This is a genomic window from Longimicrobium sp., assembly GCA_036387335.1.
In the GTDB taxonomy this organism is placed as follows: domain Bacteria; phylum Gemmatimonadota; class Gemmatimonadetes; order Longimicrobiales; family Longimicrobiaceae; genus Longimicrobium.
The window spans coordinates 25,171-48,651 of the sequence record DASVTZ010000073.1; the positions used below are offsets into that span (position 1 = coordinate 25,171).

22 protein-coding genes and 1 tRNA gene are annotated in these 23,481 nt (G+C 73.9%); 8 read left to right on the top strand and 15 right to left on the bottom strand.

The genetic code is table 11. From position 1 onward, the window contains the following. The first annotated feature begins 2 nt into the window (after window positions 1–2). The 6 genes from VF647_06130 to VF647_06155 are packed head-to-tail and all read left to right on the top strand — an operon-like array spanning window position 3 to window position 5,581. Window positions 3–1,190, top strand: a complete 1,188-nt coding sequence (locus VF647_06130; GenBank protein ID HEX8451653.1) for a metallopeptidase TldD-related protein — start codon at window positions 3–5, stop codon at window positions 1,188–1,190. After that, a complete protein-coding gene (locus VF647_06135) occupies window positions 1,187–2,125 on the top strand; it encodes a hypothetical protein (GenBank protein HEX8451654.1) in 939 nt (312 codons plus the stop codon). The genes VF647_06130 and VF647_06135 overlap by 4 nt, the downstream gene beginning before the upstream one ends. Beyond that, window positions 2,122–2,715 (top strand): hypothetical protein, encoded by a 594-nt coding sequence (locus VF647_06140; GenBank protein HEX8451655.1) that lies wholly within the window; start codon window positions 2,122–2,124, stop codon window positions 2,713–2,715. The genes VF647_06135 and VF647_06140 overlap by 4 nt, the downstream gene beginning before the upstream one ends. Beyond that, the gene (locus VF647_06145; GenBank protein HEX8451656.1) at window positions 2,696–3,685 is read left to right on the top strand and encodes a hypothetical protein; all 990 of its coding nucleotides are present in this window, start codon (window positions 2,696–2,698) and stop codon (window positions 3,683–3,685) included. Before VF647_06140 ends, VF647_06145 begins: the two co-directional genes overlap by 20 nt. 29 nt (window positions 3,686–3,714) lie before the next feature. Further along, a complete protein-coding gene (locus VF647_06150; GenBank protein HEX8451657.1) occupies window positions 3,715–4,980 on the top strand; it encodes a cytochrome P450 in 1,266 nt (421 codons plus the stop codon). Between the two features lie 4 nt (window positions 4,981–4,984). After that, entirely contained in the window at window positions 4,985–5,581 is a 597-nt protein-coding gene (locus tag VF647_06155; protein HEX8451658.1) for a hypothetical protein, read from the top strand. Here VF647_06155 and VF647_06160 read toward each other — a convergent pair. Then, window positions 5,572–5,898, bottom strand: a complete 327-nt coding sequence (locus VF647_06160) for a hypothetical protein (GenBank protein ID HEX8451659.1) — start codon at window positions 5,896–5,898, stop codon at window positions 5,572–5,574. The two genes, VF647_06155 and VF647_06160, sit on opposite strands and share 10 nt — an antisense overlap. On the opposite strand from VF647_06160, the gene VF647_06165 reads away from it, so the two are divergent. Next, on the top strand, window positions 5,897–7,357 hold the full coding sequence (locus VF647_06165; protein ID HEX8451660.1) for an APC family permease: 1,461 nt from the start codon (window positions 5,897–5,899) through the stop codon (window positions 7,355–7,357). The genes VF647_06160 and VF647_06165 overlap by 2 nt on opposite strands. Before the next feature lie 47 nt (window positions 7,358–7,404). Here VF647_06165 and VF647_06170 read toward each other — a convergent pair. The 11 genes from VF647_06170 to VF647_06220 form a co-directional block, all read right to left on the bottom strand. Continuing rightward, a tRNA-Gln gene (locus tag VF647_06170) sits at window positions 7,405–7,475 on the bottom strand. Between the two features lie 124 nt (window positions 7,476–7,599). Further along, window positions 7,600–8,334: an ABC transporter permease gene (locus tag VF647_06175; GenBank protein ID HEX8451661.1), complete on the bottom strand. Its 735-nt coding sequence runs from the start codon at window positions 8,332–8,334 to the stop codon at window positions 7,600–7,602. Continuing rightward, window positions 8,331–9,263: an ABC transporter ATP-binding protein gene (locus VF647_06180; GenBank protein HEX8451662.1), complete on the bottom strand. Its 933-nt coding sequence runs from the start codon at window positions 9,261–9,263 to the stop codon at window positions 8,331–8,333. Before VF647_06180 ends, VF647_06175 begins: the two co-directional genes overlap by 4 nt. A gap of 34 nt (window positions 9,264–9,297) precedes the next feature. Beyond that, window positions 9,298–10,119: a tetratricopeptide repeat protein gene (locus VF647_06185; protein HEX8451663.1), complete on the bottom strand. Its 822-nt coding sequence runs from the start codon at window positions 10,117–10,119 to the stop codon at window positions 9,298–9,300. Between the two features lie 14 nt (window positions 10,120–10,133). Next, complete coding sequence (locus VF647_06190) at window positions 10,134–12,341, bottom strand: carboxypeptidase-like regulatory domain-containing protein (protein ID HEX8451664.1); 2,208 nt, start codon at window positions 12,339–12,341, stop codon at window positions 10,134–10,136. Then, a complete protein-coding gene (locus VF647_06195; protein HEX8451665.1) occupies window positions 12,338–13,036 on the bottom strand; it encodes a hypothetical protein in 699 nt (232 codons plus the stop codon). Before VF647_06195 ends, VF647_06190 begins: the two co-directional genes overlap by 4 nt. Window positions 13,037–13,038: 2 nt before the next feature. Then, the gene (locus tag VF647_06200; protein HEX8451666.1) at window positions 13,039–13,788 is read right to left on the bottom strand and encodes a CPBP family intramembrane glutamic endopeptidase; all 750 of its coding nucleotides are present in this window, start codon (window positions 13,786–13,788) and stop codon (window positions 13,039–13,041) included. Next, entirely contained in the window at window positions 13,785–14,804 is a 1,020-nt protein-coding gene (locus VF647_06205; protein HEX8451667.1) for a SagB/ThcOx family dehydrogenase, read from the bottom strand. The genes VF647_06200 and VF647_06205 overlap by 4 nt, the downstream gene beginning before the upstream one ends. Window positions 14,805–14,816: 12 nt before the next feature. Further along, window positions 14,817–16,166, bottom strand: coding sequence for a YcaO-like family protein (locus tag VF647_06210; protein HEX8451668.1), 1,350 nt, complete (start codon window positions 16,164–16,166; stop codon window positions 14,817–14,819). Beyond that, complete coding sequence (locus VF647_06215; protein HEX8451669.1) at window positions 16,135–17,199, bottom strand: TOMM precursor leader peptide-binding protein; 1,065 nt, start codon at window positions 17,197–17,199, stop codon at window positions 16,135–16,137. Before VF647_06215 ends, VF647_06210 begins: the two co-directional genes overlap by 32 nt. Window positions 17,200–17,361: 162 nt before the next feature. Beyond that, window positions 17,362–17,577: a hypothetical protein gene (locus VF647_06220; GenBank protein HEX8451670.1), complete on the bottom strand. Its 216-nt coding sequence runs from the start codon at window positions 17,575–17,577 to the stop codon at window positions 17,362–17,364. A 441-nt stretch (window positions 17,578–18,018) separates the two neighbouring features. Here VF647_06220 and VF647_06225 point away from each other — a divergent pair, with 441 nt between their 5' ends. After that, window positions 18,019–19,944: a primary-amine oxidase gene (locus tag VF647_06225; protein ID HEX8451671.1), complete on the top strand. Its 1,926-nt coding sequence runs from the start codon at window positions 18,019–18,021 to the stop codon at window positions 19,942–19,944. Window positions 19,945–20,019: 75 nt separating this feature from the next. Here VF647_06225 and ispE read toward each other — a convergent pair whose 3' ends face one another. From ispE to VF647_06240, 3 genes are all read right to left on the bottom strand, one after another. Continuing rightward, window positions 20,020–20,913 carry a 4-(cytidine 5'-diphospho)-2-C-methyl-D-erythritol kinase gene (gene ispE, locus VF647_06230; protein HEX8451672.1) on the bottom strand — a complete coding sequence of 298 codons (894 nt, stop codon included), beginning with the start codon at window positions 20,911–20,913 and terminating at the stop codon, window positions 20,020–20,022. Beyond that, window positions 20,906–21,976, bottom strand: a complete 1,071-nt coding sequence (locus VF647_06235; GenBank protein ID HEX8451673.1) for a lysylphosphatidylglycerol synthase transmembrane domain-containing protein — start codon at window positions 21,974–21,976, stop codon at window positions 20,906–20,908. The genes ispE and VF647_06235 overlap by 8 nt, the downstream gene beginning before the upstream one ends. Before the next feature lie 117 nt (window positions 21,977–22,093). Beyond that, on the bottom strand, window positions 22,094–23,455 hold the full coding sequence (locus VF647_06240; protein HEX8451674.1) for an Hpt domain-containing protein: 1,362 nt from the start codon (window positions 23,453–23,455) through the stop codon (window positions 22,094–22,096). Between the last annotated feature and the right edge of the window lie 26 nt (window positions 23,456–23,481).

Consider the following 23,481-nt stretch of genomic DNA (forward strand, 5'->3'; position numbering starts at 1 on the left):
CCGTGGCGCCGCGCCGCCCGGGGGAGGCCGGCTGGTTCGAGCGGGGCCGGTGCCGCACCGTCCTCGCGCGGGCCGGTGCCCCGGCGCGCGCACTGGAGTGCGTGGTGGAGCGGGGGCGCGTGCGCGGCCGCGACGGTGCGTCCAGCCGCTTCGGCGGGGCGCCGCCGGCCGGGTGGGGCGCGCGGCTGCCGCTCCCCTCCGCGCGTACGCCGCTGCGGGCGGTGGCCGGCGCGCTGGAGGCACTCGCGGCTCCGTGGGGCGGGCGGGTGCGCCTCACCTACTCCGCCGCGCTCTTCAACCGCCGCACGGCGGGCGACGGGCCCGATCTCCCGCTCCGCGCCTCGGCCGCCTGGGCGGTCACCGGGAGCGTGGAAGGGCCCGGCGGGACCACCTGGCCGCTGGGGTGGAGCGGGGGCGGCGACGGCGCGGGGTGGCTGGCGGAGGAGGCGCCCGGCGAGCTGCGCGCCCTGGTGGAGGCGCTGGACCGCGCGCGACCGCTGGAGGCGGGGTCGTACGCGGCCGTGCTGGGCCCCGACGCGGCGGCGGTGCTGGTGCACGAGACGGTGGGGCACCTGGCCGAGGCGGCGCCGGGCGCGCGGCCGGCGCTGGGGCTGCGCCTGGCGTCGGAGGCGCTCTCCGCGGCGGACGATCCGCGCGCTCCCGGCGGTCCGGCCCGCTACGAGTACGACGACGACGGCGTCCGCTCGCTGGCCGCCACCCCGCTGCTGCGTGAGGGGGTGCTCGTGGGCGAGCTCCACACCGCGTCCACCGCGCGCGCCGCCGGCGCCCTCCCCACCGCCAACGCCCGCGCCGCCAGCGCATGGCACCCGCCCCTTCCCCGCATGTCGAACCTGGTGTGCGCCGCCGGCACGGCGCCCGAAGACGCGCTGGTGGCGCGCACGGGGCGCGGGGTGTACCTGCGGCGGCTGGGCGAGGCGGGGCTCAGCCGGGCCGGCGTATCCGCGCGGGTGGTGCTGGCGGAGCGCATCCAGGACGGCGCGCTCACCGGCGAGCTGCTGGCGGGCGGATGGGTGCAGGAGGAGCACGGCGTTCTGCGCCGCGTGGCCGAGGCGGGGGACGCGCCGCGCTTTCGCGCCAACGCCATGTGCGGGCGCGCCGGGCAGCTGCTGTTCGACGTGGGGAGCTGCGCCCCCGCGCTCCGCATCCCCTCGCTGAGGATCGTGCGGTGAGCGCCCACCGGGTCTTCGCCGTCCGCATGGCGGGCGGGGCGCGGGCCGAAACCCGCTACGCGCTGGCCGCGCGGGGCGGAGCCGCCGGGGCGCGTGCGCGGCTGGACGGCTGGACTCCGCGCGGTGCGCGCGAGGGCACGGCCGCGGAGCGGGTCTACGCGGCGCTGGACGGCGCTCTCCCCCCGTGCCGGCGCGGCTCGCTGGAGGTGGAGGCGGGCGTCGTGGAGCAGCGCACCGGCCCCGGACGCGCGGTGCGGCGCAGGCGCTACCTGCTGGCCGTCGCCGGCGGGCGCCTGGTTCACCTGGCACCGGCGGCGCGCCCCGCCCCGGCCAGCCCGTGGAGCGGCGAGCTGCACGCGGACTCCCTCTCCCCCGATCTCCCGGTGCTGCTGGGCCCCTCCGCCGTCCTCGCGCTGGTGGAGCTCCTGCTGGAGGCCGGGGAGCCCGTTCCGCCGCCGCTGCGGGCCGTCCGTGGCACGGGGTCGCCGTACCCGCCGCACGACGCGGCGTCCGGCCCCGATGCCGGGGACTCGCCCTTTCCGGAGCTGATGGCGCGCCCCGACCTCTGGGGCACCCCGTTCGGCGCGCTGCCCGTGGACGAGCTGGGGACGCTGGCGATCGCGGGACCCGCGCCGGCCGCCCCACCGGACGCGGCGGTGGTGGTGGACTCCCTCCTCCCCCTCTCCGGCGACGTGCGCTCCGGCGCCTGGGAGGCGTCGCTCACCGCCACCCGCGGCGGTGTTGCGATGGCTGTCTTCCCCGCCAGCGTGGTGCTGCGGATCGACGCCGCGCGCCTGCTCGCCTCGGTGGAAGGCACCAGCGGCGCGCCCGAGCCCGCGCTGCGCCGCGAGCCCTTTCGCGGCGACCGCTACGGAACGGCCCCGCCCCTGGCGACGCGGACGCGGTTCGGCGCCCTGCGCGGGGAGGGGCGATGAGGGCGCACACCCCCGTGCCCCTGGACGCCCTGCGCAACGCGCGCGCGGCCACGCGCGACGACGAGCGGCACCGGGGCGGCGTGAACGCCTGGGGAAACTCCTACCCGGCGGAGGAGCTCCCCTTCGGCGGCACGCTGCGGGTGGCGGGCGTACCCTTCGCGCTGCCCCCGGCCGGCGCGGAGCACGACCACGTGGAGACGCTGGGGCAGACGCTCGCCCTTCCCGCCGCGGAACCGTGCACCGGCGTGGCGCTGCTCTGCTTCGGCGAGATGGGCGACCAGGCGCTCCCCGTGGACCTGTTCGCCGAGCCGGACGGGCACATGGCGCTGCTGGCGCTGGCGAAGGGATGGCTGCTCCCGCCCGGCGCGCCGGATCCGCCGGACGGGTGGGTCTGCTCGCACCTGCACTACCCCGGCGGCTACGAGCTGGACCAGCTTCGCCCCGTGCTCTGGTGCAACTCCTTCGGGTGGGAGGCGCCGCGGGTCCCCACCCGGCTGGGGCTGGGGACGAACCCCCTCTTCCACCTGGTCGCCGTGACCCTGCTGCACGGCGCCGTCAGGGGTCCGGACGGTGCCGCGCACGGCCGGTAGCCTGCTGGCCAGCCTTGAGCAGCTGGCGCGCGAGCTCGCGGGAGCGGAGGGCGCCGCCCTGCTCGGCGCGCGGTGGACGTTCGCGCTTCCCCGCCCCGAGCTGCGCGACGCGCTCACCGAGTACAGCCTTCCCGCCGGTCCCGAGCCCTTCTCCGCGCTGCTGGCGGCGCGCACGGGGCTCCGCATCGTGGAGGGCGCCGCCGGGGAGCTGGCGGGGCACCTGGCGGCGGGGCGGGCAGCGGTGGTGGCCGTGGACGTCTTCCACCTCCCCTACCGCCCCGCCTACGGCCGGGTGCACAGCAGCCGCACGGTGCGCGTGCGCGCGGGGCCGGCGCCCGGCCAGCTCTGGGTGGACGACGACTGGCCTCCGGCGCGCCACGGCCCGGTGGACGAGCGGGTGCTGGAGCGCGCGCGCCACTCCCCCGTCCCGCGCGACGAGCTGCGCGAGCCGCTCTACGCCGGGCGGCCGGTGCGGGGCGAGTGGTGGGCGGTGGAGCTGGACGAGGAGCGGTTAGCGGGCCTGCGCACGGAGGCGGAGGCGCTGCTGGACGCCCTGCGGCGCGAGGCGCTGGAGGACCGCGAGGACGCCGCGGGGCGCTACGGGCCGGGGGCGCTGGACGCCTTTCGCCGCGAGCTGGAGGAGGGATGGGCGGCGGGCGCGCCCCCACGGGCCCTCCTGCGCACCGCCAGCCTCCTGCTGCGCGCGGAGCTGGGGAGCCGCGTGTACCTCTGCGCCCTCCTCAGCGCGGTGGGCCGGTGGACGGGATGCCAGCGGCTCACGGGAGAGGCCGCCGTCTACCACCGCAGCCTGCGCGAGATGGAGGTGGCGCGCGACGTCCTGGCCAAGGCGCTGGCGGGGTTCCGCCCGGAGTACGCCCGCTTCCTGGGCGGGTGCCTGGCCCGCGCCGCCGCCGCCGAAGAGCGGCTCGCCGCATTCCTCGCCCGCCGCGCCGCGGCGGGCGCCCTGTAGCAGACGAACCCCGTCAGACGGAGGACGCGATGCGCGGGATCTCATCGGCCAGAATCGTGACCGCCCGCCAGACGGGCGCCCGCGACCCGTACGGGCTCGTGTCGGGAGACGTCTTCAACAACCCGCACCCGCTCTATCACGTGCTGCGCTACGCGGAGCCGGTGCACTGGAGCGAGGTGCTGAACGCCTGGGTGCTCACCCGCTACGACGACGTGGTGGCGGCGCTCAAGGACCCGCGCCTTTCCAGCGCCATGCGCCGCGCCGTGGCCAGCTCGCAGCTCCCGCCGGAGGTGCGGGCGAAGATGGAGCCCATCGACCGCTTCCTGGCGCTGTGGGTGCTCAACCTGGACGACGACGAGCACCTGCGCCTCCGCCGGATGCTGAGCCGCGCCTTCTCGCCCCGGGCCATCGCGCGGATGAAGCCGCTCATCGAGCAGACCGCCTCGGAGCTGCTGGACGCGGTACAGGCGCGCGGCGAGATGGACTTCGTTCCCCAGTACGCGCAGCCGCTCCCCGTGCGCGCCGTGGCCGAGATGCTGGGCGTGCCGCTGGAAGACCGGCCGCGGCTCGCCGCCTGGTCGCGCGACATCGGGACCTTTTTCGCCCTGGGGCCGTCGCGGATGGAGGTGCTGGACGCCATGGTCCGCGCCTTCACGGAGATGACGGACTACCTGCGCGGCATCGTCGCGGGGCTGCGCACCACCGGCAGCGACACGGTGCTGGGCTCGCTGGCTCGGGAGGAAGAGGAGGAGGGGGGCCACGCCCTCTCCGAAGACCAGCTCCTGGCCACGGGCGTCATGCTCCTCTTCGCCGGGCACGACTCCACCGTGAACCTGATCGGCAACGGGATGCTCTGCCTCTTTCAGCACCCCGAGCAGCGGGCGCGGCTGAAGGCGGACCCGGCACTGATCGCCACCGCCGTCGACGAGTTCCTGCGCTACGAGAGCCCGGTGATGCGCCACGACCGCGTGGCGCGCGAGGACTTCGAGCTGCACGGCCACACCATCCGGGCCCGGCAACGGGTGATCATGGTGCTGGGTGCCGCCAACCGCGACCCCGCCCGCTGGGAGAACCCCGACCGGCTGGACGTGGGGCGCGCCGACGCCCGCCAGCACACCACGTTCGGCGGCGGGCCGCACGCCTGCCTGGGCGCGTCACTGGCCGTGGCGCAGGCGCAGACGGCGCTCTCCATGGCGCTGGAGCGGCTCCCGCGGCTCCGGCTGGCGGGGGAGTACCGCTGGCGCGAGCACTTCAACTTCCGGGGGCTGCAGACGCTCCCCGTGAGCTGGGGCTGAGGCGATGGACGCCCCCGTCGCGCGCCCCTGGATCACGGTGGTCACCGGCGTGCCGCGCTCCGGCACCTCCATGATGATGCAGATGCTGCGCGCCGGCGGCATGCCCGTGGCCACCGACGGCGTGCGCGCGCCGGACGAAGACAACCCCCGCGGCTACCTGGAGCTGGAAGCGGTCAAGGAGCTGCGCGAAAGCGACCCCGGGGCACTCTTCGCCGGGCTGGCGGGTCACGCGGTCAAGGTGGTGCACCCGCTCGTGTACCGCCTGCCCGCCGGCCGCCCCTGCCGCGTGCTGGCCATGCGGCGCGACCTGGACGAGGTGCTCGGCTCGCAGGAGGTGATGCTGGCGCGGCGCGGCCACTCCGCCGCGCGGGCCGGCGGAGAGCTGCGCGGGGCGCTGGAGCGCGAGGCCGGGCGGCTGCAGGCGTGGCTGGCGGAGCGCGGGCTCCCCGTCCTCACCCTGCGCTACGACGAGGTGGTCGCGGACCCGGAGGCGCACGCGCGGGCGGTGGATGCATTCCTGGGCGGCGGGCTGGACGTGGAGCGGATGGCCGCGGCGGTGGACCCCGCCCTGCACCGCCGCCGCGCCCCCGCCTACAGGTAGCCCAGCCCCCGCAGCCGCTCCAGCAGCAGCGCCTCGTCGCGCTCCGCCTGCGCGTCCGCGGCCGGGAGCAGGCCCTCCGCCTCAAGCAGCGACACCAGCCGGTCCGCGGCCGCCTCCGCGTCGCCCTCCACCGCCTCAACTGTCGGGCCGCGCGTGAAGGGCGGGGCGCCGCAGGAGACGAGCGTGCCGCCGCCGTCATCCTCCTGGCGGACGGCGGACCCGCGGCGCCCCAGGCGGGCGGCGAGCGCATCGGCAAGGCGGCGGCGGGCATCCGGCGCGCCCGAGATCCAGAGCGAGAAACCCGGAGAGAGATCCATGTCGGTATCCATGCAGGCAGCGGTTTCCCCCCACTCCGGCGGCACCCCCCCGGCGGGTGAGGCGCGCCTTCCCCGGCGGCTGCGCACCTCCGACCTCACGATGCTGCTGCTGGTGGCCGTCGTCAACGTAAACCTGGTGCCGGCGGTGGCGGGCGCGCCGGGCGGGATGGCGCTGTGGGCCGCCGCGCTCCTCTGCTTCTTCGTCCCGCAGGCCGTCGCCGTCCTGGAGCTCTCGGCGCGCGACCCGTCGGAGGGGGGTGTGTACGTGTGGACGCGCGGGGCGTTCGGGCCCGCGCACGCCCTGGTGTGCGGGTGGTGCTACTGGGTGAACAACCTCTTCTACGTGCCCACCGTCATCCTGTACCTGGTGGGGATCGTGCTGCACGCGGCGGGGGGGAGCGCGCTGGAGTCCGACCCCCGGGTCATGGTGCCGGCGGTGCTCGCGGTGCTCTGGGCGCTCACCGGTTTGAACGTGCTGGGCTTCGGGGTGAGCCGCTGGCTGCAGAACGCGGGCGCCGTGTGCACCCTGCTGGCCACCGCCGCCGTCGCCGGGCTCTCGGCCGCCATCCTGGCATCGCGCGCGGGCCCGCCGCAAGCCGCCTCGTCCTCCGCCGTGGCGTGGGGGAGCATCCCCTTCTTCGGGATCACCTGCCTGGCGCTCGTGGGGCTGGAGCTGGGCTCGGTGGTGGGCGGAGAGGTGCGCCAGCCGCGTCGGGCGATCCCGCGCGCCGTGGTGGGCGCGGGCGCCGCCTGCGCGGCCGTGTACCTGCTGTCGACGGTGGCGCTCGCGGCCGCGGTGCCCCACGCGGAGATCGGCGCGCTGAGCGGCTGGCTGCAGGCCGCCGAGCGTCTGGCCGGCGCCGCGGGAGCCGCCATGCTCACCCTGCCGCTGGCCGCCGTGCTGGCGGTGTCCGCCGCGGCGGCCGCGTGCGTGTGGATGGCGGGCGCGGCGCGGATGCCGTTCGTCATGGGGCTGGACCGCCTCCTGCCCGCCCCGCTCGCCCGCACGCACCACCGCTGGGGAACGCCCGCGACGGCGCTGGTGGTGCAGGGCGCCGCATCGTCCGTACTCGTCCTGTTCAGCGCGTCGGGGTCCAGCATCCGCGAAGCGTACCTGCTTCTGCTGAACGCCACGGCCGTCATCCAGCTGATCGTCTTCCTCTACCTCTTCGCCATCGTGGTCCGCGCGCCCGCCGGCCGCGTGCACGGTTTCTTCACCCGCCCGGGCGTGTACCGGATCGCGGGGGGCGTCGGGCTCGCGGCCACCGCCGCCGCCATCGTCTCCGCGCTCGTCCCCCCGGACGGCGTCCAGGCGGATGCGCGCTACGCGGCCAAGCTCCTGGGCGCCACGGCGGCATTTCTGCTCCCCGGCATCGTGCTCGCCTTCCGCCAGCGGACGCGCCTGGGAGTCACCGCGCCGGAGCCGCTGAAGCCCGGCGCGAGCCTCCCAGCCGCCTGACGCGGAAAGGCCCCGGGCCATTGCTCTCGCAACGACCCGGGGCCCAGTTGCCCCCGGAGGATTCGAACCTCCACTAGAAGTTCCAAAGACTCCTGTGCTGCCATTACACCAGGGGGCACCGACTTCCGCTTGAAAGCTAGGCCGTCTCCGGATCGGGGTCAACCCGCGGGGCAGGCACGCAAAAGGCGTGGCACGGAGAACCGGCGGCGGTTCTCCGTGCCACGCCTGCTCGCCCGCCAGGCTCAGCTGTACTTCTGCTCCTCGTTGCGCTGGTATCCGCGCGCCGCGAGGAGGGCGAAGACCACGGCGTAGACGAAGAGCACCGTCCAGTTGAGCCGCGAGCCGAAGCCGCCGTTCATGGCGCTCCGGCCCACCTCGGCCAGGTGCCGGGACGGGAGCACGGCCGAGAGCCGGGCCGCAAAGGTGGGGAGGAACTCCACCGGGATCCAGAGCCCGCCAAAGAACGCCATCGGCAGGTAGATCAGGTTGGCCACCGGCGCGGCAGCGCGGGCCGGGACCCAGTACCCCAGCGCGAAGCCCATGAAGCCGAACGGGATGACGCCCAGCAGGAGCGCGCCCGCCCACACCGGCGTGTGCTCCCAGCTGAGCGACGCGTCGGTCAGGAGCACCGCCGTCGTCACGACCACGGCCGCGGAGCCGCTGGCGAAGAGCAGCGCCGACGCGATCTGCGCCGCGAAGCGCGGCCACGCCGTGGTGGGCAGGGTGCGCAGGAAGCGCTCCCAGTCGCTCTCGCGCGCCGCGGCGGAGCCGACGCCGAACTGGAAGAACATCACGCCCATGATGGCGAAGACCACGTACGCCGTCATCGCCCCGTTGGCGCGGCCCGGCTCGTTCCCCAGCGACCCCGCGAAGAGCGCAAAGAACATGGCGGGGAGAACCATCGTGGGGAGCACGTACGCCGGGGTGCGCAGCAGCTCCAGCATCCGCGTGCGGAAATAGGCGAGCGCCAGGCTCATCGTTCCTCCTCGGCGGTGACCGCCAGGAATGCTTCCTCGAGCGTGGCGGGGCGGATCTCCAGCCCCTGGAAGGTCACGCCGTGCCGCACCAGCTCGCGCACCAGCTGGTCGGGATCGGAGGTGTAGAGGGTGTTGAGCTCACCCGAGCGCGCGGTGCGCAGCACCCCCGGCAGCTCGGGCGGCGCGTCGGCGGCGCGAAAGAGGACCTTGGTGACGCCCACCCGCGCGCGCACCGCCTCCACCGTGTCGTTGGCCACCACCTTGCCCCGGTTGAGCACCACCACCCGGCTCGCCAGCGCCTCGGCCTCGGCCAGGTAGTGGGTGGTGAGGAGCACCGTGCCGCCGCGCGCCACGAAGGCGCGCACCTCGTTCCACACCGCGCGCTGCGACACCACGTCCAGCCCGGTGGTGGGCTCGTCCAGCAGCACCAGCGAAGGGCGCCCCGCGAACGCCAGCGCCACCCCCAGCCGCCGGCGCTGGCCCCCGCTTAGCCCGCCGATCTGCCGGTTCGCCAGGTCGTCCAGCCCGAAGCCGTGCAGGACCTCGTCGATGGGTGCAGGCGCCGCGTAGTGCGCCTGTACCAGCTTCACCACGTCGCGCACGCGCAGCACGCCGGGGTAGTTCACCCCCTGCGGCGTGACGCCGAAGCGCGCGCGGGTGCGGGGCCGCTGCGGGTCGCCGCCAAAGATGCGCACCGTGCCCGCATCCGGGGACCGGAGCCCGCAGAGCAGCGAGATGGCGGTCGTCTTTCCCGCCCCGTTCGGGCCCAGGAGCGCCACCAGCTCGCCCGCCCGCAGCTCCAGGTCGACGCCGGAGAGCGCTTCGGTGCGCCCCAGGCGCTTGTGCACTCCGGCGAGGCTCGCCACCACCGGGGCTTCCGCCACGGCGGGGATGGCGATCTGCGGCTCGGCCGCCGTTTGAGTCAGCATGCGGTGCTCCGTGGCTCGTGTGTGGCCGCGCGGGTCAGCGGGCCGCCTGGGGGAGGCGGGGGAGGAGGAGGTCGCGCACCCAGCCGTAGCTGGGCTCCAGGCGCAGCGCCTCGTTGTACGCGACGCGCGCCTGCGCGTACTCGCGCTTGCGGGAGTGGACGATCCCCAGCCACGCGTACGCCTCGGCCCGGCCCCAGGTGGGGAGCGGCCCGCGCTGCGCGTCGTTGGCGAAGAGCTGCACCGACCGCTGCAGCGCCTCCAGCGCCTTGTCCTGGCCGCCGCCCCACATGGCCGGGGTGTAGAGCGCGTTGGTGCCGCGCAGCAGCCAGACGCGCGGGTTGTCGCGGTCGATGTCCATCGCCCGCTCGATCTCGGTGCCGGCGCGCATCCCGGGGCGCATGGCCCCCACGCCGCGCGCCGCGCCCGCCTGCTGCCCGTACACGGCCGCGAGCAGGGCGTGCGTCTCGGGAAGGCGGCGCAGCGCGGCCGACTTGTTCAGCGTCTGCTCGGCGCGCGTGAGCAGGTCCCTGAGCGTCTTCGCGTCCTCGGGCGAGCGGCTCTGCGCGGTGGTGGCCGAGGTCAGCAGCAGCGCCTCGCGGTAGAAGGCGTACCCCGTCTGGTGAAGGAGGAGCGCGTCGTTGGGGTGCGCGGCCAGCCCGCGCTCTCCCAGCATGCGCGCCGCCCTGACTCCCGCGCGGTCGCCGCGAAAGAACGAGGCGGTGGCGGCGCGCTGGACGGAATCGGCGATCGTAAGGTTGTCCGCGGGGCGCGCCGCGGCGGCCTGGGCCCCCAGCGAGGGCGTGAAGGCCGCGGAGCCCGCGGTGAGCAGTGCGATCAGTAGGCTGTGGCGGATCATGGTGGATCTCCCGGTTACCAGTTGTTGGTGGTGCTGATGCCGAAGTAGATGGTGCGGCGGAAGAGGCTCCCCGCCGTTACGCGTTCGCTGTAGTCCTCGCTGTAGCTGTAGCCGGAGACGTTCCGGCGGTCCAGCGCGTTGGAGACGGAGAGGTAGATGGCCGAGGTGTTCCCCCGCCAGAAGCTGTGGAGGATGTTCGCCGAGACGTCCAGCCGCTCGAAGCGGGGCAGACGCTCGCCGAAGGGGGTGCCGTACTCCGGGATGAAGCGGTCGCCGTCCCGGTGCGCGCCCAGCACGTCGGTGAACGGCGCGCCCGTGGACATGCGGTAGGTCGCGCCGAGCCGGAAGCGGCTCTTCCACTCGCGCTCCACGATGGCCACGGCGGAGTGGGTGATGTCGAACGGAGAGCGGGCCAGCAGGCCGGTGGTGGGGTCGGTGCGCCGCGCGTGGAGAAAGGTGTAGGAGAGGCGCCCGGTGACGCCCATGGGCCCCGTGCCCTTGACGAAGAAGTCCGCGCCACGCGTGGTGCCGCGCCCGCCCGTGCCCAGGTCGTAGCCGCGCCCCAGCTCCGCCAGCTCGGCGTAGCGCTTCTGGTACACCTCCACCCTGAAGAGCGCGCCCTCGCCGGCGGCGTCGCCCATCACCAGCCCGCCGATCAGGTGCTCGGCGCGCATGGAGGGGATCCCCGGCTTGCCCAGCGTGCTGTCGTAGGCCAGCGGGCCAGGCACCTGGTGGTAGCGCCCCCACGCGAACATCAGCGCGGTGCTGCCGCCGCCCAGCCGCAGCGCCGCGGCCACCCTGGGGTCCCAGGTGCGGGCATCGGTGAGGCTGGCGTGGTCCGAGCGGAGGCCCGCCGTGATCCCCAGCGAGCTCACCGGGTGCCACTCGGACTCCAGCCACGAGCCGTTGCGGATGCCGGTGACGCGCGACCCCAGGAAGCGGGTGGGCGCGCCGGGAGCGTCGTCGCCGCCGCTGGCCGGCACGTAGCCGTCGAAGCGCGAGGTGCGGCGCTCCCACTCGGCGCCCAGCCGCATCGTCACCAGGTCGGTGGTGGCCCACGCCATCTCGCCGCGCCCCTGCAGGTAGCGCTCGCGCCGGTCCAGCCTGTACGCCCGGTACGACTCGCCCTTGGTGGACTCCGACGTGGAGAGCGCAAAGGTGGGCGAGAACGCGCCCCACACGTCGCGCCCGGAGAGCACGGCCAGCCCGCTGTGCTGGTCGCTATGGAAGGCGCTGTGGAACGCCGCCGAGTCGCTCGCCCCCTGTACCAGGTCGCGCTGGCTGAGGGCGAACAGCTTCACCTGCCGCTCGCGCCGCGGGCTCCACACGATGCCGCCGCTCAGGTCCGTCCCTTCGGGCGCCACGTCGAAGCCGTCGCGCCCGTTGACCCGAAAGAGGAGGCCCGTGCTGGTGCGCGTGGCCGTGGCGCGCACCCCCAGGCTCTTGGGCAGCGCCAGCGCCACCGAGCTGGAGAGCGCCGCGATGGATGCGCTCACGCTCAGCGTGTTGCGCGCGGGGCGCCCCACCGTCTCCAGCGCCACCAATCCGGAGAGCGCGTCGCCGTAGCGCGACCCGAAGCCGCCGGACGAGAAGAAGACGCCGTTCAGCAGGAAGGGGTCGAAGGTGCCGAACGCCGCGCCGGTGGGAGTCTCCAGCCGGTACGGGGTGAGCACCACCGCCCCGTCCAGGAGGATCTTGGTCTCCGATACGTCGCCGCCGCGCACGAAGAGGCCGGCCGACTCGTTGACGGAGGTGACGCCGGGAAAGGTCTGCAGCGCGCGGTAGATGTCGCCCGCGCTCCCGGGGATGGTCACCGCCTCCACCGGGGTGATGGTCACGCCGGCGCGCGAGGGGTCGTCGCCAAAGGTGCTGGCCTGCACCCGGATCGCCTCCAGCGTCACCGCCCGCTGGGCCAGGGTCACGGCGAGCGGCGCGGACGAGGGGAGCGCCACGGCCACCCGCGTCTCGCCGAAGCCCAGCCGCTGCACCACCAGCGTGGCGGCGCCCGTCTGCGTGGTCTGCAGGGTGAAGCGCCCCGCCGAGTCCGTGGAAGTCCCGTCCAGCGAGGGGAGGACGAAGACGTTTGCCCCCTCCACACCCGCGCCGTCGGTGCCGCGCACGGTTCCGCGCAGCGCGCTCTGGGCAGCCGCGGGGCACACCGTGAACGCCGCCGCCACCAGGGCGGCCAGCGCCGTGCACCGGCCGATCGAGAGCGCGTTCATCCGCTCACCACACCCAGGTTGGGGAGAAGGACGTGCTTCACCCAGCGGTACTCGGGCGCGATGCGGAGCGCGCCGCGCAGCGCGTCCAGCGCCCGCTCCGGCTCCCCCGTCTCGCCCAGCGCCATCCCCTGGTACGCCAGCGCCTGCGCGTGCCCCCACCGCGGGCCCAGCGGCTCGGTGGAGCTCCACGTCTCGAAGCACTCCACAGCGCGGCCGAAGCCTTCCAGCGCCTGCGCCCGGTCGCCGCCGGCGTAGCGCGGCGTGGTCCAGAGCTGCAGCGCCCTCAGCAGCACCACGCGCGGGTTCTCGGGCTCCAGGTACTCGGCCTCGGCCAGTGCGCGGGTCTTGCGCTCGCCCAGCCAGGGGATGCGCAGCGGCGAGTAGCGGATCTGCATCCCGTAGCAGGTGGAGGCCAGCGCCCGGGGCTCGCCGCTCGCCGGAAGGAGGCGCGCCGAATCCCTGAGGTGCTCCACGGCGGCGGCCAGGTGCTCCGCCGCTTCCTTTTTCTCGTTCTGGCGCAGGGCGGCCAGGCGGTAGCGGGCGTAGCCGTGGTGGTAGCGCACCCACCCGGCCGTCTCCCCCTCCGCCGCGATCCCCTCCAGCAGCGTGGCGGCGTCGCGGATCATGGCGACCTGGGCCAGGGTGCTTCCCCGGTCCAGGAGCTCGCGGGCCTCCATCACGGATGCTTCGGTCATGGTCACCTTCCCACGGCGGCGGTGAACGGCGCGCCGGCGGCGGGCGCCGGGCGGGGTGCGGCCGGGTGGCGCCAGCGGTCCAGCAGAACGGCCCCGGAGTTGTACGCGGCGTGCGCCAGCACCACCGCCGAAAGGTCGCCGCGCCAGGCGAAGGCGGCCCCCAGCAGCAGCGCCGCCACGCCGGAAAAGACGACCGCCACCGGCCCCTGCCGGGCGTGCACCGCCGCGAAGGCCAGCGACGCCACGATCACCGCCGCCGTCACCCCCAGTGCCGGCGTGAGACCGGCCTGCACCAGGGCGCGCCACACCAGCTCCTCGTAGCCCGCCGCGGCCACCGCGATGGCGATGGCCAGCAGCGCAGGGTAGCGGGCCGCCGCCGCGCCCACGGAGGGCGGCGCGGGGGTGCGCCCCGACGCGCGGTAGGCCCAGCGCAGCACCAGGGCGCCCGCCCGCTGCAGCGCCGCGGAGAGTACGCCCAGCGCCAGCGCCAGGGCGGCGGCGATCCCCAGCGTGGCCCCCAGCCGCGGCCCCGCCGGCCCGGCGAAGAGCGGCCCGGCGGGGAGCCCCGCGCGACCCAGAACCCAGAGCACGGCCGGCACGCACGCGGCGTAGGCCGCCACCCGCGCGCCCGCCGCGGTGTGGACGCGCGTACCCGTGCCGCGCCCCCCTACGCCCAGGAGCAGCGCCACCAGCGCGCCGGACACCAGCAGCGGCGCGAAGGCGAGGGCCAGCCCAGCCAGCAGGAGGATCACGCAGCCCCTTCGAGCTCGTCGGCCTTCAGGGGCATACCCATGAGGAGCACGTAGGCGGAGAACTCGTCCAGGCCGTTGATCCCCAGGTAGCGGTCCACCTCGTCGTCGTAAAAGCCCGCGATGGCGCACGCGGACACGCCGAGCGCCGTGGCGGCCAGGTAGGCGTTCTGCGCCGCGTGGCCGCACTCCACCAGCAGGAGGCGGAAGCCGCGGTCGCCGTACTTGAAGGTGGCCCGCAGCGGCGTCACCGACATCACCAGCATCACCGCCACGCCCTCGTAGTTGAGCCCGGTGGTCACCATCTGCTCGAGCTGCGCGCGCACCGCCGGCGCCTCCGTGGCGCGGATCTGCTCCAGGTGGTGGTCGAAGGCGTTGTAGTGGTAGACGCCGGGAACGAGCCCCTCCACGTTCACCACCACCGCGTACAGCTCCAGCGGGTAGAGCGCGCCGCCCGAGGGCACCACGCGGCGGCGGATGTCCATCGCCTGCTGCGCCGCGGCGGCGGTGGCGCGCGCCTTCTGGTCGCCCACCAGGTCGGGGCTCTCCGGCGTGGCCCCGCTGCGGAAGGCGACGCCGTCCGCCTGCTCCACGGCCGGCGCCGGAAGGCACTCGCCGATGGGCGCCGGCGCGGTGCGGATCACCCCGTACGTGTAGTACAGCAGGTCGGACAGGTGCTCCAGCGGAACGGCATCGGCCGAGAACACCGGCCCCGTGCCCGCCAGCATCGCCGAGCGGCGCCCCAGCACCACCTGGTCGAACGGGGCGAACGGCTCCCTCGCGCGAAAGGGGTCGGGGAGCGCCAGCCGCGGCACCGTGGCGTACGTCTTGTAGCTCTGGCGGGCGCTCAGCACCTTGCGCGCGTCGCCAAAGAACCACTGGATCCGCCGCACCGCCGCCTCGATTCCCGCACGGGGGCGCAGCTTGGTGTTCTCCCAGAAGATCTCCGGGAGCGTATCGATCTCTTCCCGCTCGGTCGTCGCCTGCGACGAGACCAGGTCCACCGTTTCGATCGGCATGTTCGGCTCGCTTCAGGGATACGGGTGGAGGAAGGTGTTCAGCTCGTCTTCACGCAGCGGCGTGTCGCGCAGCCCCATGTGCACCGGCACGTCGTACAGCCGCTTGCCGCCCAGGAGCGGCGAGTCGTGCCGCGAGTTCATCACCTGGATGCCGGGGACCACCACCCGCATCACGTGCAGCCCCGCCTCGCGCACGTCCGATGGGGTGAGGTCCACCGTGATCACCTCCAGCCCGCGCGCCTTCAGCCGCTCCACGCAGATCGCCAGGTCGCGCGCCGGGTCGCCGGTGGCCACGTTCTCGATGGACGACACGGGCACGGGCTCGTTGTCGCCCCACAGGAACTCCATGTGCTTCCGCATTCCGGGAAGCATGTAGACCTTGGAGTGCTGGTTGAAGTCGATCACGTCCGTGTGGTCGTCCCTGAAGCGCTCGGGCGGCCCGTCGAACAGCTCCCGCTTCCACCCCACGATCCCCTGCGCCGACTCCAGCAGCGCCTTGATGGCGCCCTCCAGCGGGTTCAGCCGCGTCGCCGAGCCCACCAGCACGCCAGTCGGCTCGTGGATGGCGAAGGAGACGAAGGTGGGGATCCCCAGGTCGAGCGTGGCGTTCACCATCTCGAAGCGCAGCCCCGGCGAGTCGAAGCGCTCGCGGAAGATCGCCCCCAGCTCGTCGTCGCCGTCGAAGCGCACCCGCGGCAGCGACAGCCGGTTGTTCCAGGCGATGATGATCTGGTCGCGCTCCAGCACCTCGAAGAGCGCCTTGAGCGTGGCGTCGTCGCGGCTCCGCGAGCAGGCGCACCCGCTGGAGATGCTGTCGACGATGTAGTCCTCTCCCGGCCTGAAGCGGTACGGCAGGAAGACGAAGGGCCCGGGAACCAGGGTGTCGCGGCCGGTGGTGAGGTTGTGGCCGCGCACCCAGCTGGTGACCGTGTCGCGGTTGAAGGGGGCGTAGAACCCCTGTCCCAGCTCGCGCCCGGCGTACTCCTCGTACTGCCGCGGCGTGTACAGGGCGAACTCCTCCGGGGCGACCGCCTCGTCCTGCAGCTCGTTGTACGAGCAGTAGCGGTGCTCGCGGTGGTCGTACACGGCCGCGGCGTAGCGCTCCACCGCCTCGCCCACCGCCGCGCCCACGGCCCACGCGCGGGTGAAGCCGACGCCGCACCCCCACTTGCTGGACTTCACCAGCCCCGTGCGGTAGCGGGCGACGTTGGTGGACTCGGCCACGAAGCAGAAGATGCGCGGATCGGTCGGCTCGATGGGGAGCTCGAAGCAGTTGGAGACGATCCCCGTGACCGGGTCGCAGACGACGGAGTCCGCGAGCGGCTCGGCGTTACTGGAGCGAAGGGCTGGCAGGCTGAGCATTGGGCTGCATCCACGGTCGAATGGAGGGGAATCCTCGAGCGCGGACGCCGCACGCGGGACAGCGGGGGAGCTTCAGCACCGAGTGCGTGGTGCCCTTCATGGAGAGGAAGGCGTACTCCAGCGTCTTGCCGAAGAGAACCGGCTCCATCAGCGACGCGCGCGAGGCGAGGAAGCGCACCGCCTCCAGCGCAGCCAGGCCGGCGGCCAGGTCCACGATCCCGGGCACCAGGTTGTCCGAGGTGGGGACGCGGGCGCCGTCGCGCATCGCCGTGCGCATGGCCACGTGGTCGTCGTAGTACAGCATGTTCGATTCGATGCGCCGCTCGTAGCACGTCCAGCACGCCGTCTCGTACGGCAGCACGAACGGCCCCAGCCGCACCCCGAAGCCCGCCACGTACACCGGGAGCCACGCCACGTTTGCGCGGAGCGCCACGCGGTTGAACCACACCAGGAAGGCGGGGTCGAACGGGTCGGGCGCCACCAGGTAGAGGTCGGCCTGGGGGAGGTGGACGTCCACCCTGGCCGGGTCGGCGGGGCGCTCCAGCGCCACGGTCTCCGCGCTCCCCACCCCGTGGCGCGTCACGGCCGCGGCCACCGCCTCGGCCACCAGCCCGCTCCCGATCACCGCCACGCGCCCCTTCGACAGGATGGAGGCGAGGGTCGCCCCGTCGTAGCCGAGGTCGTTGAACGCGCGCATCTCGGGGGTGGGCTCCTCCGACGATTCGTGCGTCCCGTTGCCGTTCTCGCCGGCGTGGGCGGACCCGTTCATGGTCTCCACCAGCCCGAAGAGCTGGAGCGAGCGCACGGCGTCCACCACCTCGGTCTCGTTCAGGTCGCCCGCCAGCTCGGCCTGCATCTGCTCCAGGGTGCGGGTGCCGTCCAGCAGCCGCAGCACCTGCACGGCGCCGTGGCCCGCGGCCCGCACGATGCGCGTGCCCACGGCGATCCGTGCCAGCTGGCCTGCGTCGTCGGGGATAACCAGCGCCCCGGGCCTTACCCGCAGGCGGTGGGGAGTATCGGTTGGGCTGCTCATCGGTGCGGCATCCGGGCGTCGGGGGAAAGCCGGGGCGGCTGCGTGCCGGCCCCTCGTCGTTCTGCGCGTGTCGTAATCAGGGTGGCTGCCCGGACGCACCTCTAACCTGACCGTCTGCGCGAAGGATGGAAGCTACGTTTTGCTACGGTTTAAGCGTGCAGACTACATGGCCGACTGGAACTCCTGCTGCTCGAACTCACCACTCTCGCCGCCAGCGCAATCGCTGTCGCTAAACGAGAAGTTGCAGTGGCAGCAGCAGCAGCAGCAACAGTTGCCCACGACCAGCACCGGCGTGTCACCGGCGAGGCGCAGCACGCTCTCGTTCGGGTTCTCGAACAGCTCCACCAGACGGAATGCTACGTTCTTCGCAAGGCTCATTGGGACCGTGTCCTGAAGTTGGTTGTGCGAGACGGGTGAACGAGAGGTGCGCCGGGAAGCGTCGCTAACTATGGGGTCACATTTACTCAATGTCAAGTAAAAGTCGCCAACACTTGTTTCTCAATGTCCAGGCAGGCGCTTTTGCGGCCGATGGCGGCGTGCCTCCCAGGAGCGTGGAAACACCTGCTTGCCTCGCGCACCCGCCGGTGCTATCCTTCCCACAACGCCGCAAACACAAGGGCTGTACGGATTTCTCGCTTTCGTCCCCGTGCGCGCGCCGGACCCCGCGGTGGCTAGAAACCCCGGGCGCCGAGGGCCTCTCTCGCGCACGGCGAGGCGTCTGACGCGGAAAACCGGAAGGTGCAGGTTCGTGGCGCAAAACGGCAGTTTCTATTTACCGTTACATTTACTTACTTTTGCACCGGCGCTCCCGTGCCTCTCATGAACTGGACAAAGAGGACGCTCTGCGCTGCGCTGTTCACGGCGCTCGCGTCCGCCCTCGCCGCGCAGCCGGCGGCACCCGCCCACCCGCTCGACCCGCTCACCGCGGACGAGATCCGCGCCGCGGTCGAGGTGCTGCGTGTGTCCGGAAAGGTGACCGACGAGAGCGCGCTGGTGACCCTGGAGCTGCGCGAGCCGCACAAGGGCGCGCCCGCCACGGCCAGCCGCGAGGCGTTCGCCGTGGTGTACGAGCGCGCGGCCCGCGCCACCTACGAGGCCGTCGTGGACCTGCCCGCGCGGCGCGTGGTGAGCTGGCGCCTGATCGCCGGAGTGCAGCCGCCCTTTCTGGCCAGCGACTACGTCCTCCTGCGCACCGTGATCTGGGCGGACGGCGCCTGGCAGGCGGCGATGCGCGCCCGCGGCATCACCGATCTCGCCGGCGTGGTGCTGACCCCCTGGCTGGGCGGCGACTACGGCGACGCACCCCGTGGCGCGCGGCTGGTGCGCGCGACTTTCAACTACCGCGGGCGCGCGCGCAACGAGTACGCGCGCCCCATCGAGGGAGTGGCCGCGTACGTGGACCTCGACGCGCGCCGCGTGGTGAAGCTCGTGGACACGGGCGAGGTGCCGCTGGCCGAGCCGAACGACTTCCACCAGCCCGCCCCCGGCCGCGCCCCGCTGAAGCCGCTCACGGTGGAGCAGCCGGCGGGCCCCAGCTTCGTGGTGGAGGGGAACGAGGTGCGCTGGGACCGCTGGCGCTTCCGCTACGCCATCCGCCCGCGCGAGGGGCTGGTACTGTACACGGTGCGCTGGATGGACGCCGGGCGGGAGCGCTCCGTGCTGCACCGTGCGTCGCTCTCGGAGGCGGTGGTCCCCTACGGCGACCCGGGCCCGCTCTGGTTCTTTCGCAACGCCTTCGACGTAGGCGAGTACGGCATCGGCGCGGGGAACACCAGCCTGCTCGACGCCCTGGTCGACGCCCCGGCGAACGCGGTCTTCCTTCCCGCCGTGTACGCGGACGAGGTGGGGGAGCCGGTGGAGGTGCCGCGCGCCGCCGCCCTCTACGAGCGCGACGGCGGCCTGCTGTGGAAGCACGCCAGCGTGCTCGCCGAGGAGAACGACGCCCGGCGCGGGCGCGAGCTGGTGCTGGCCTACACGGCCACGGTGGGGAACTACGACTACGTCTTCCGCTGGATCTTTCGCCAGGACGGCGCCATCGAGCACCAGGTGCAGATGACCGGCGTGATGGCGGTGAAAGGGGTGGCCGACGATACCGCCCACGTCCACACGAGCACCGGCCATCGCGTGCAGCGGCGGCTCGTGGCCGTGCACCACCAGCACTTCTTCAACTACCGTCTGGACCTGGACGTGGACGGCACCACCAACCGCGTCGTGGAGATGAACACGCGCGCGCTCCCCCGCGGGCGGGAGAACCCGGAGGGCAACGCGTTCGTGATGGAGGAGACGGTGCTGGAGCGGGAGCGCGGGGCGCGGCGCCACCTGAGCCTGGAGACGAGCCGCGCGTGGAAGGTGGAGAACCCCGGCATCCGCACGGCGCTGGGCTACCACCCCGGCTACGCGCTGATCCCGGCGACGAACGCGGTTCCCTACGCGGACCCGTCGTCGTCGGTGCGGCGGCGCGCGGGGTTCCTGGACGCGCACCTGTGGGTGACGCCCTACGCGCCGCTGGAGATCAACGCGGCCGGCGCCTACGTCAACCAGAGCCGCGGCGGTGACGGGCTCCCCGCCTGGACGCGCGCGGACCGCCCCCTGGACGGCCGCGACGTGGTTCTCTGGTACACGCTGGGCACCACCCACCTCCCCCGCCCGGAGGAGTGGCCGGTGATGCCGGTGACAACGCTGGGATTCCGCCTCGTCCCCTTTGGCTTCTTCGACCGCAACCCCGCCCTCGACGTAGTCCCCTGAGGCTGGCGTGAACGCAAAAAGGGCTCACACCCGGCGCGGAGTCCCGCGCCCGGTATGAGCCATTCTGTCGCCGCTTTATGCGTCCGCCGGCTCTACCCGCGGAAGCGCTGTCAGGGTGTGCGCGGACCAGCACGCCAGCCCCAGCGCCTCCACCCGCTCGCGCGCCGCGTCCCGTGCATCGTCCGTCTCGAAGATGCCGAAGACGGAGCCGCCGCTCCCGGCCAGCAGCGCGATCCCGGCCCCCGCGTCGCGCATGGCGGCGAGCGCGCCGTGCAGCACGGGGATGCGCTCCGCCACCACCTCGCCGAAGTCGTTCATCGCCAGCCGCTCCACCGCGCCCCAGTCCGACAGGTCGGCCGCGTCCAGGGCAAACGCACGCGGCGGCGGGGTGGGGCCGCGGCGCTCCGCGATGGCGGCGAATGCTTCCGGCGTGGGCACGGCGACGCCGGGGTGCGCCACCAGCACGGGCCGCTCGGGAAGCGGGGGCAGTGCCAGGAGGCGCTCTCCCCTTCCCCACCCGAGCGCCAGCGGCGAGCCGCACAGGAAGAACGGCACGTCGCTCCCCAGCTCGATCGCCAGGCGCAGGAGCGCGGCGCGGTCGAACGGCTCGCCGTGCAGCGCGTTCAGGGCGCGGAGGGTGGCCGCCGCATCGGAGCTTCCGCCGCCCAGCCCCGCCGCGGACGGGATGCGCTTCACCAGTTGGATGGCGACGGCGGGCAACTCGCCGAGCTCATCGTAGAAGCGCTGTGCCGCGCGGACCGCCAGGTTGCGCTCGGGCGGGCCGGTCTCTACGGAGCCCTCCACCGTCAGCGCGACGCCGGAATCCGCGCGGCGCACGATGAGCAGGTCGCTCAGCGAGATGGCGCAGAAGAGCGACTCCAGCGAGTGGAAGCCGCTCGCCTCGCGGGCCAGGATCGCCAGGCGGAGGTTGACCTTGGCGGGCGCTTCGAGGGAGACGGTGTCAGGCACGCCCCAGCCCCGGCTTCGGCGGCGCGATCTCGGGGTCGGCCTCGACCTCGGCCTCCACCCGTTCCGCGCTCCCGCGCAGTTCGCTCCAGCTCAGCTTCAGCTTGGCGATGTAGTACAGCCCCACTGCCGTCACGCTCAGCCATCCGCCCACGTGGAACGAGAGCGCGAACGCGACCGACCGCGACTCGTCCACCCCCCAGAGATCGAGCCCGTACTTGCTGGCGAGCTCGAACGGCCCCCAGAAGCCCGGCGCGGAGGGGAGCGCGACCGCGATGCTGACGAACGACTGGAGGAAGAGCGCCCCCGCGAACCCGGGCTCGTCGATTCCGAACGCCATGAAGGCGAGGTAGAAGGAAATCCCGAGGAAAAGCCACTGGAAGACGACCCATGCCAGCGACTGCGCCAGGAGCCGCGGATCGCGCAGGGCGCCGAGCCCGCCGACGAAGGCGTGCAGCGCATCGAGCACGTGGCGCCGGATGCCGGCCGGCAGGATGCGCTCGGCGATCGCGTCGCCGATGCGCAGGCTGCGCTCCGGGAAGGCGGCGAGCACGATGAGCCCCGTCCCCAGCACCGCCGCGACCACCGCCACGCCGCGCGCGGCCTTCTGCGCCAGCGCCACCCCCTCCGAGCTCCCCGGAAATCCTTCGAAGGCGATCACCCCGAAGAGGAGGACGATGCACACGATGGCGTCCAGCACGCGCTCCACCACCAGCGTGCCGAAGACGCTGCCCACCTTGATCCGCCCCACGCGCGCGCACACCAGCGCCCGCGCGAACTCGCCGACGCGGGCGGGGAGCAGGTTGTTGAGCGCGAACCCCGCCGCCGTCCCCGCGATGCGCGGCTCAAAGGGGATGTCCGGGCGGATGGGGGCCAGCAGCGCCTTCCAGCGCATGGCTCGCACGTGCAGCCCGAGCGTGGACACCACGATGGCGGCCAGGAGGAGCGGGAGGTTGGCGGAGCGGACGTGCACCCAAACCTCGCCCCACGCCACGTCGCGCAACGCCAGCCAAAGAAAAAAGGCGGTCGCCGCGACCCCGACGATCACCCTGACATAAGATTTCATACGCTTCCAATTTCATCGTGCAAGGCTTAACCGCATCTCACGCAGAGGCGCAGAGACGCAGGAAGAGAACTCCGCGCTCCCTCCTGCGTCTCTGCGCCTCTGCGTGAGGCCCTTTTCCTACGCCGTGCGCTCGCCGACCCCGACTTCCAGCAGCCCGAACAGCTCGTCCATCACTTCGCCCAGCGGCGACCCGGCCGGCGCGAGCGCGACGGCGCGGTCGCGGAGGGCGAACGCGGCCCGCAACGCATCCTCGGGCGAGTACAGGAGCGACTCGATGGGAACGACGCCCGGCTCCTCCTCGGGCTCCGCGGGCGAGCCGCCGGGGAGCGCGGCGCGCAGGCTGCGCAGGGCGGCGCGCGCCTCCTCCACGGACGTAGCCGTGCGCAGGGCCGACGATGCCGCGTGCGCCGCGCCCGCGATGGCGCTCTTCGCGTACGTCCCCGCCAGCTCGGCCACGTGCGAGGCCAGGGAGGCGAGCTGCCGCGCCACACGGCCGAAGCGGCGGCGTGCCTGCGGTGCACCCGCGATCAGCGCCTCCGCGCGGTCCAGGAAGCCCGTCGCCTCCATGCGGAGGAAGGCGTCCACGTCGTCCTGCAGCCCGTTCCCCTCCGCGTCCACCACGGGTGCGGTAGGGGAGGAGACGATGTGCGGCCCCGCGTCCGCGAAGAAGAGCTGGCTGATGGGGATGACCCCGGCGTCGCTCTCGTCCTCCGCTCCCTCGGCGCGGTCGCGGATCTCGCGGAAGCGGTCCAGCTCCAGCATGGTGTCCAGCGCGGCGCCGGCGCCCAGCAGGTCGGTGGCGGCGCGCAGGGCGTCGCGGGCGGCGGTCAGGAGCTCCTGCGCCTCGCCGCCCAGCGGGGTGGTGCGGGTGAAGGCGTCCGCGGCCGTGTCCTCGATCCCCTCCAGCACCTCCAGGACGGGCCCCAGCGCGCTCATCCCGGCCACGCCGCGCACGGGGCGCATCCGGCGCAGCACCGAACGGAGCGGCTCGCGGCCCGTCGGCGCCGCCGCAAGCTCCACCAGGGCGCGGTCCATCTCGTCCACCACGCCGCCGATCTCCCGCCGCACGAACTCCAGCATCTCCCCCTCGGGAGGCGCGCCGTCGTCCGCGCGGTGATGGGCGCCGGTGCCCTCCCAGCGCGCCTCCGCCGCGGCGGCCAGCGCCTCATCGCCAGGGCCGCCATCCGCGTGCGATGCCACGAGGCGGCGCAGGTCGGCGGCGGTGGTCTTCACCCGCTCGCCCATCGCGCCGTCCCACGCCAGCGAGCCGTCGCGGACGGAGCGCGCCGCGTCCTCAAGCCGCTCGGCCACGCGCGCCACGCCCTCCACACCGGCGATCTGCGCGCTCCCGCGAACCCCGCGCGCCAGCCGGAAGAGCCGGTTGGCGTCCGGTGTGTCGGAGGCGGCGAGGAGGGCGTCGAGCTCGTCCAGGAAGTCGCCCGCTTCCCGGGCGAAGTACTCGCTCAGCGGCTGGGACATGGGATGGGGCCGGGGTATGGGAGGTC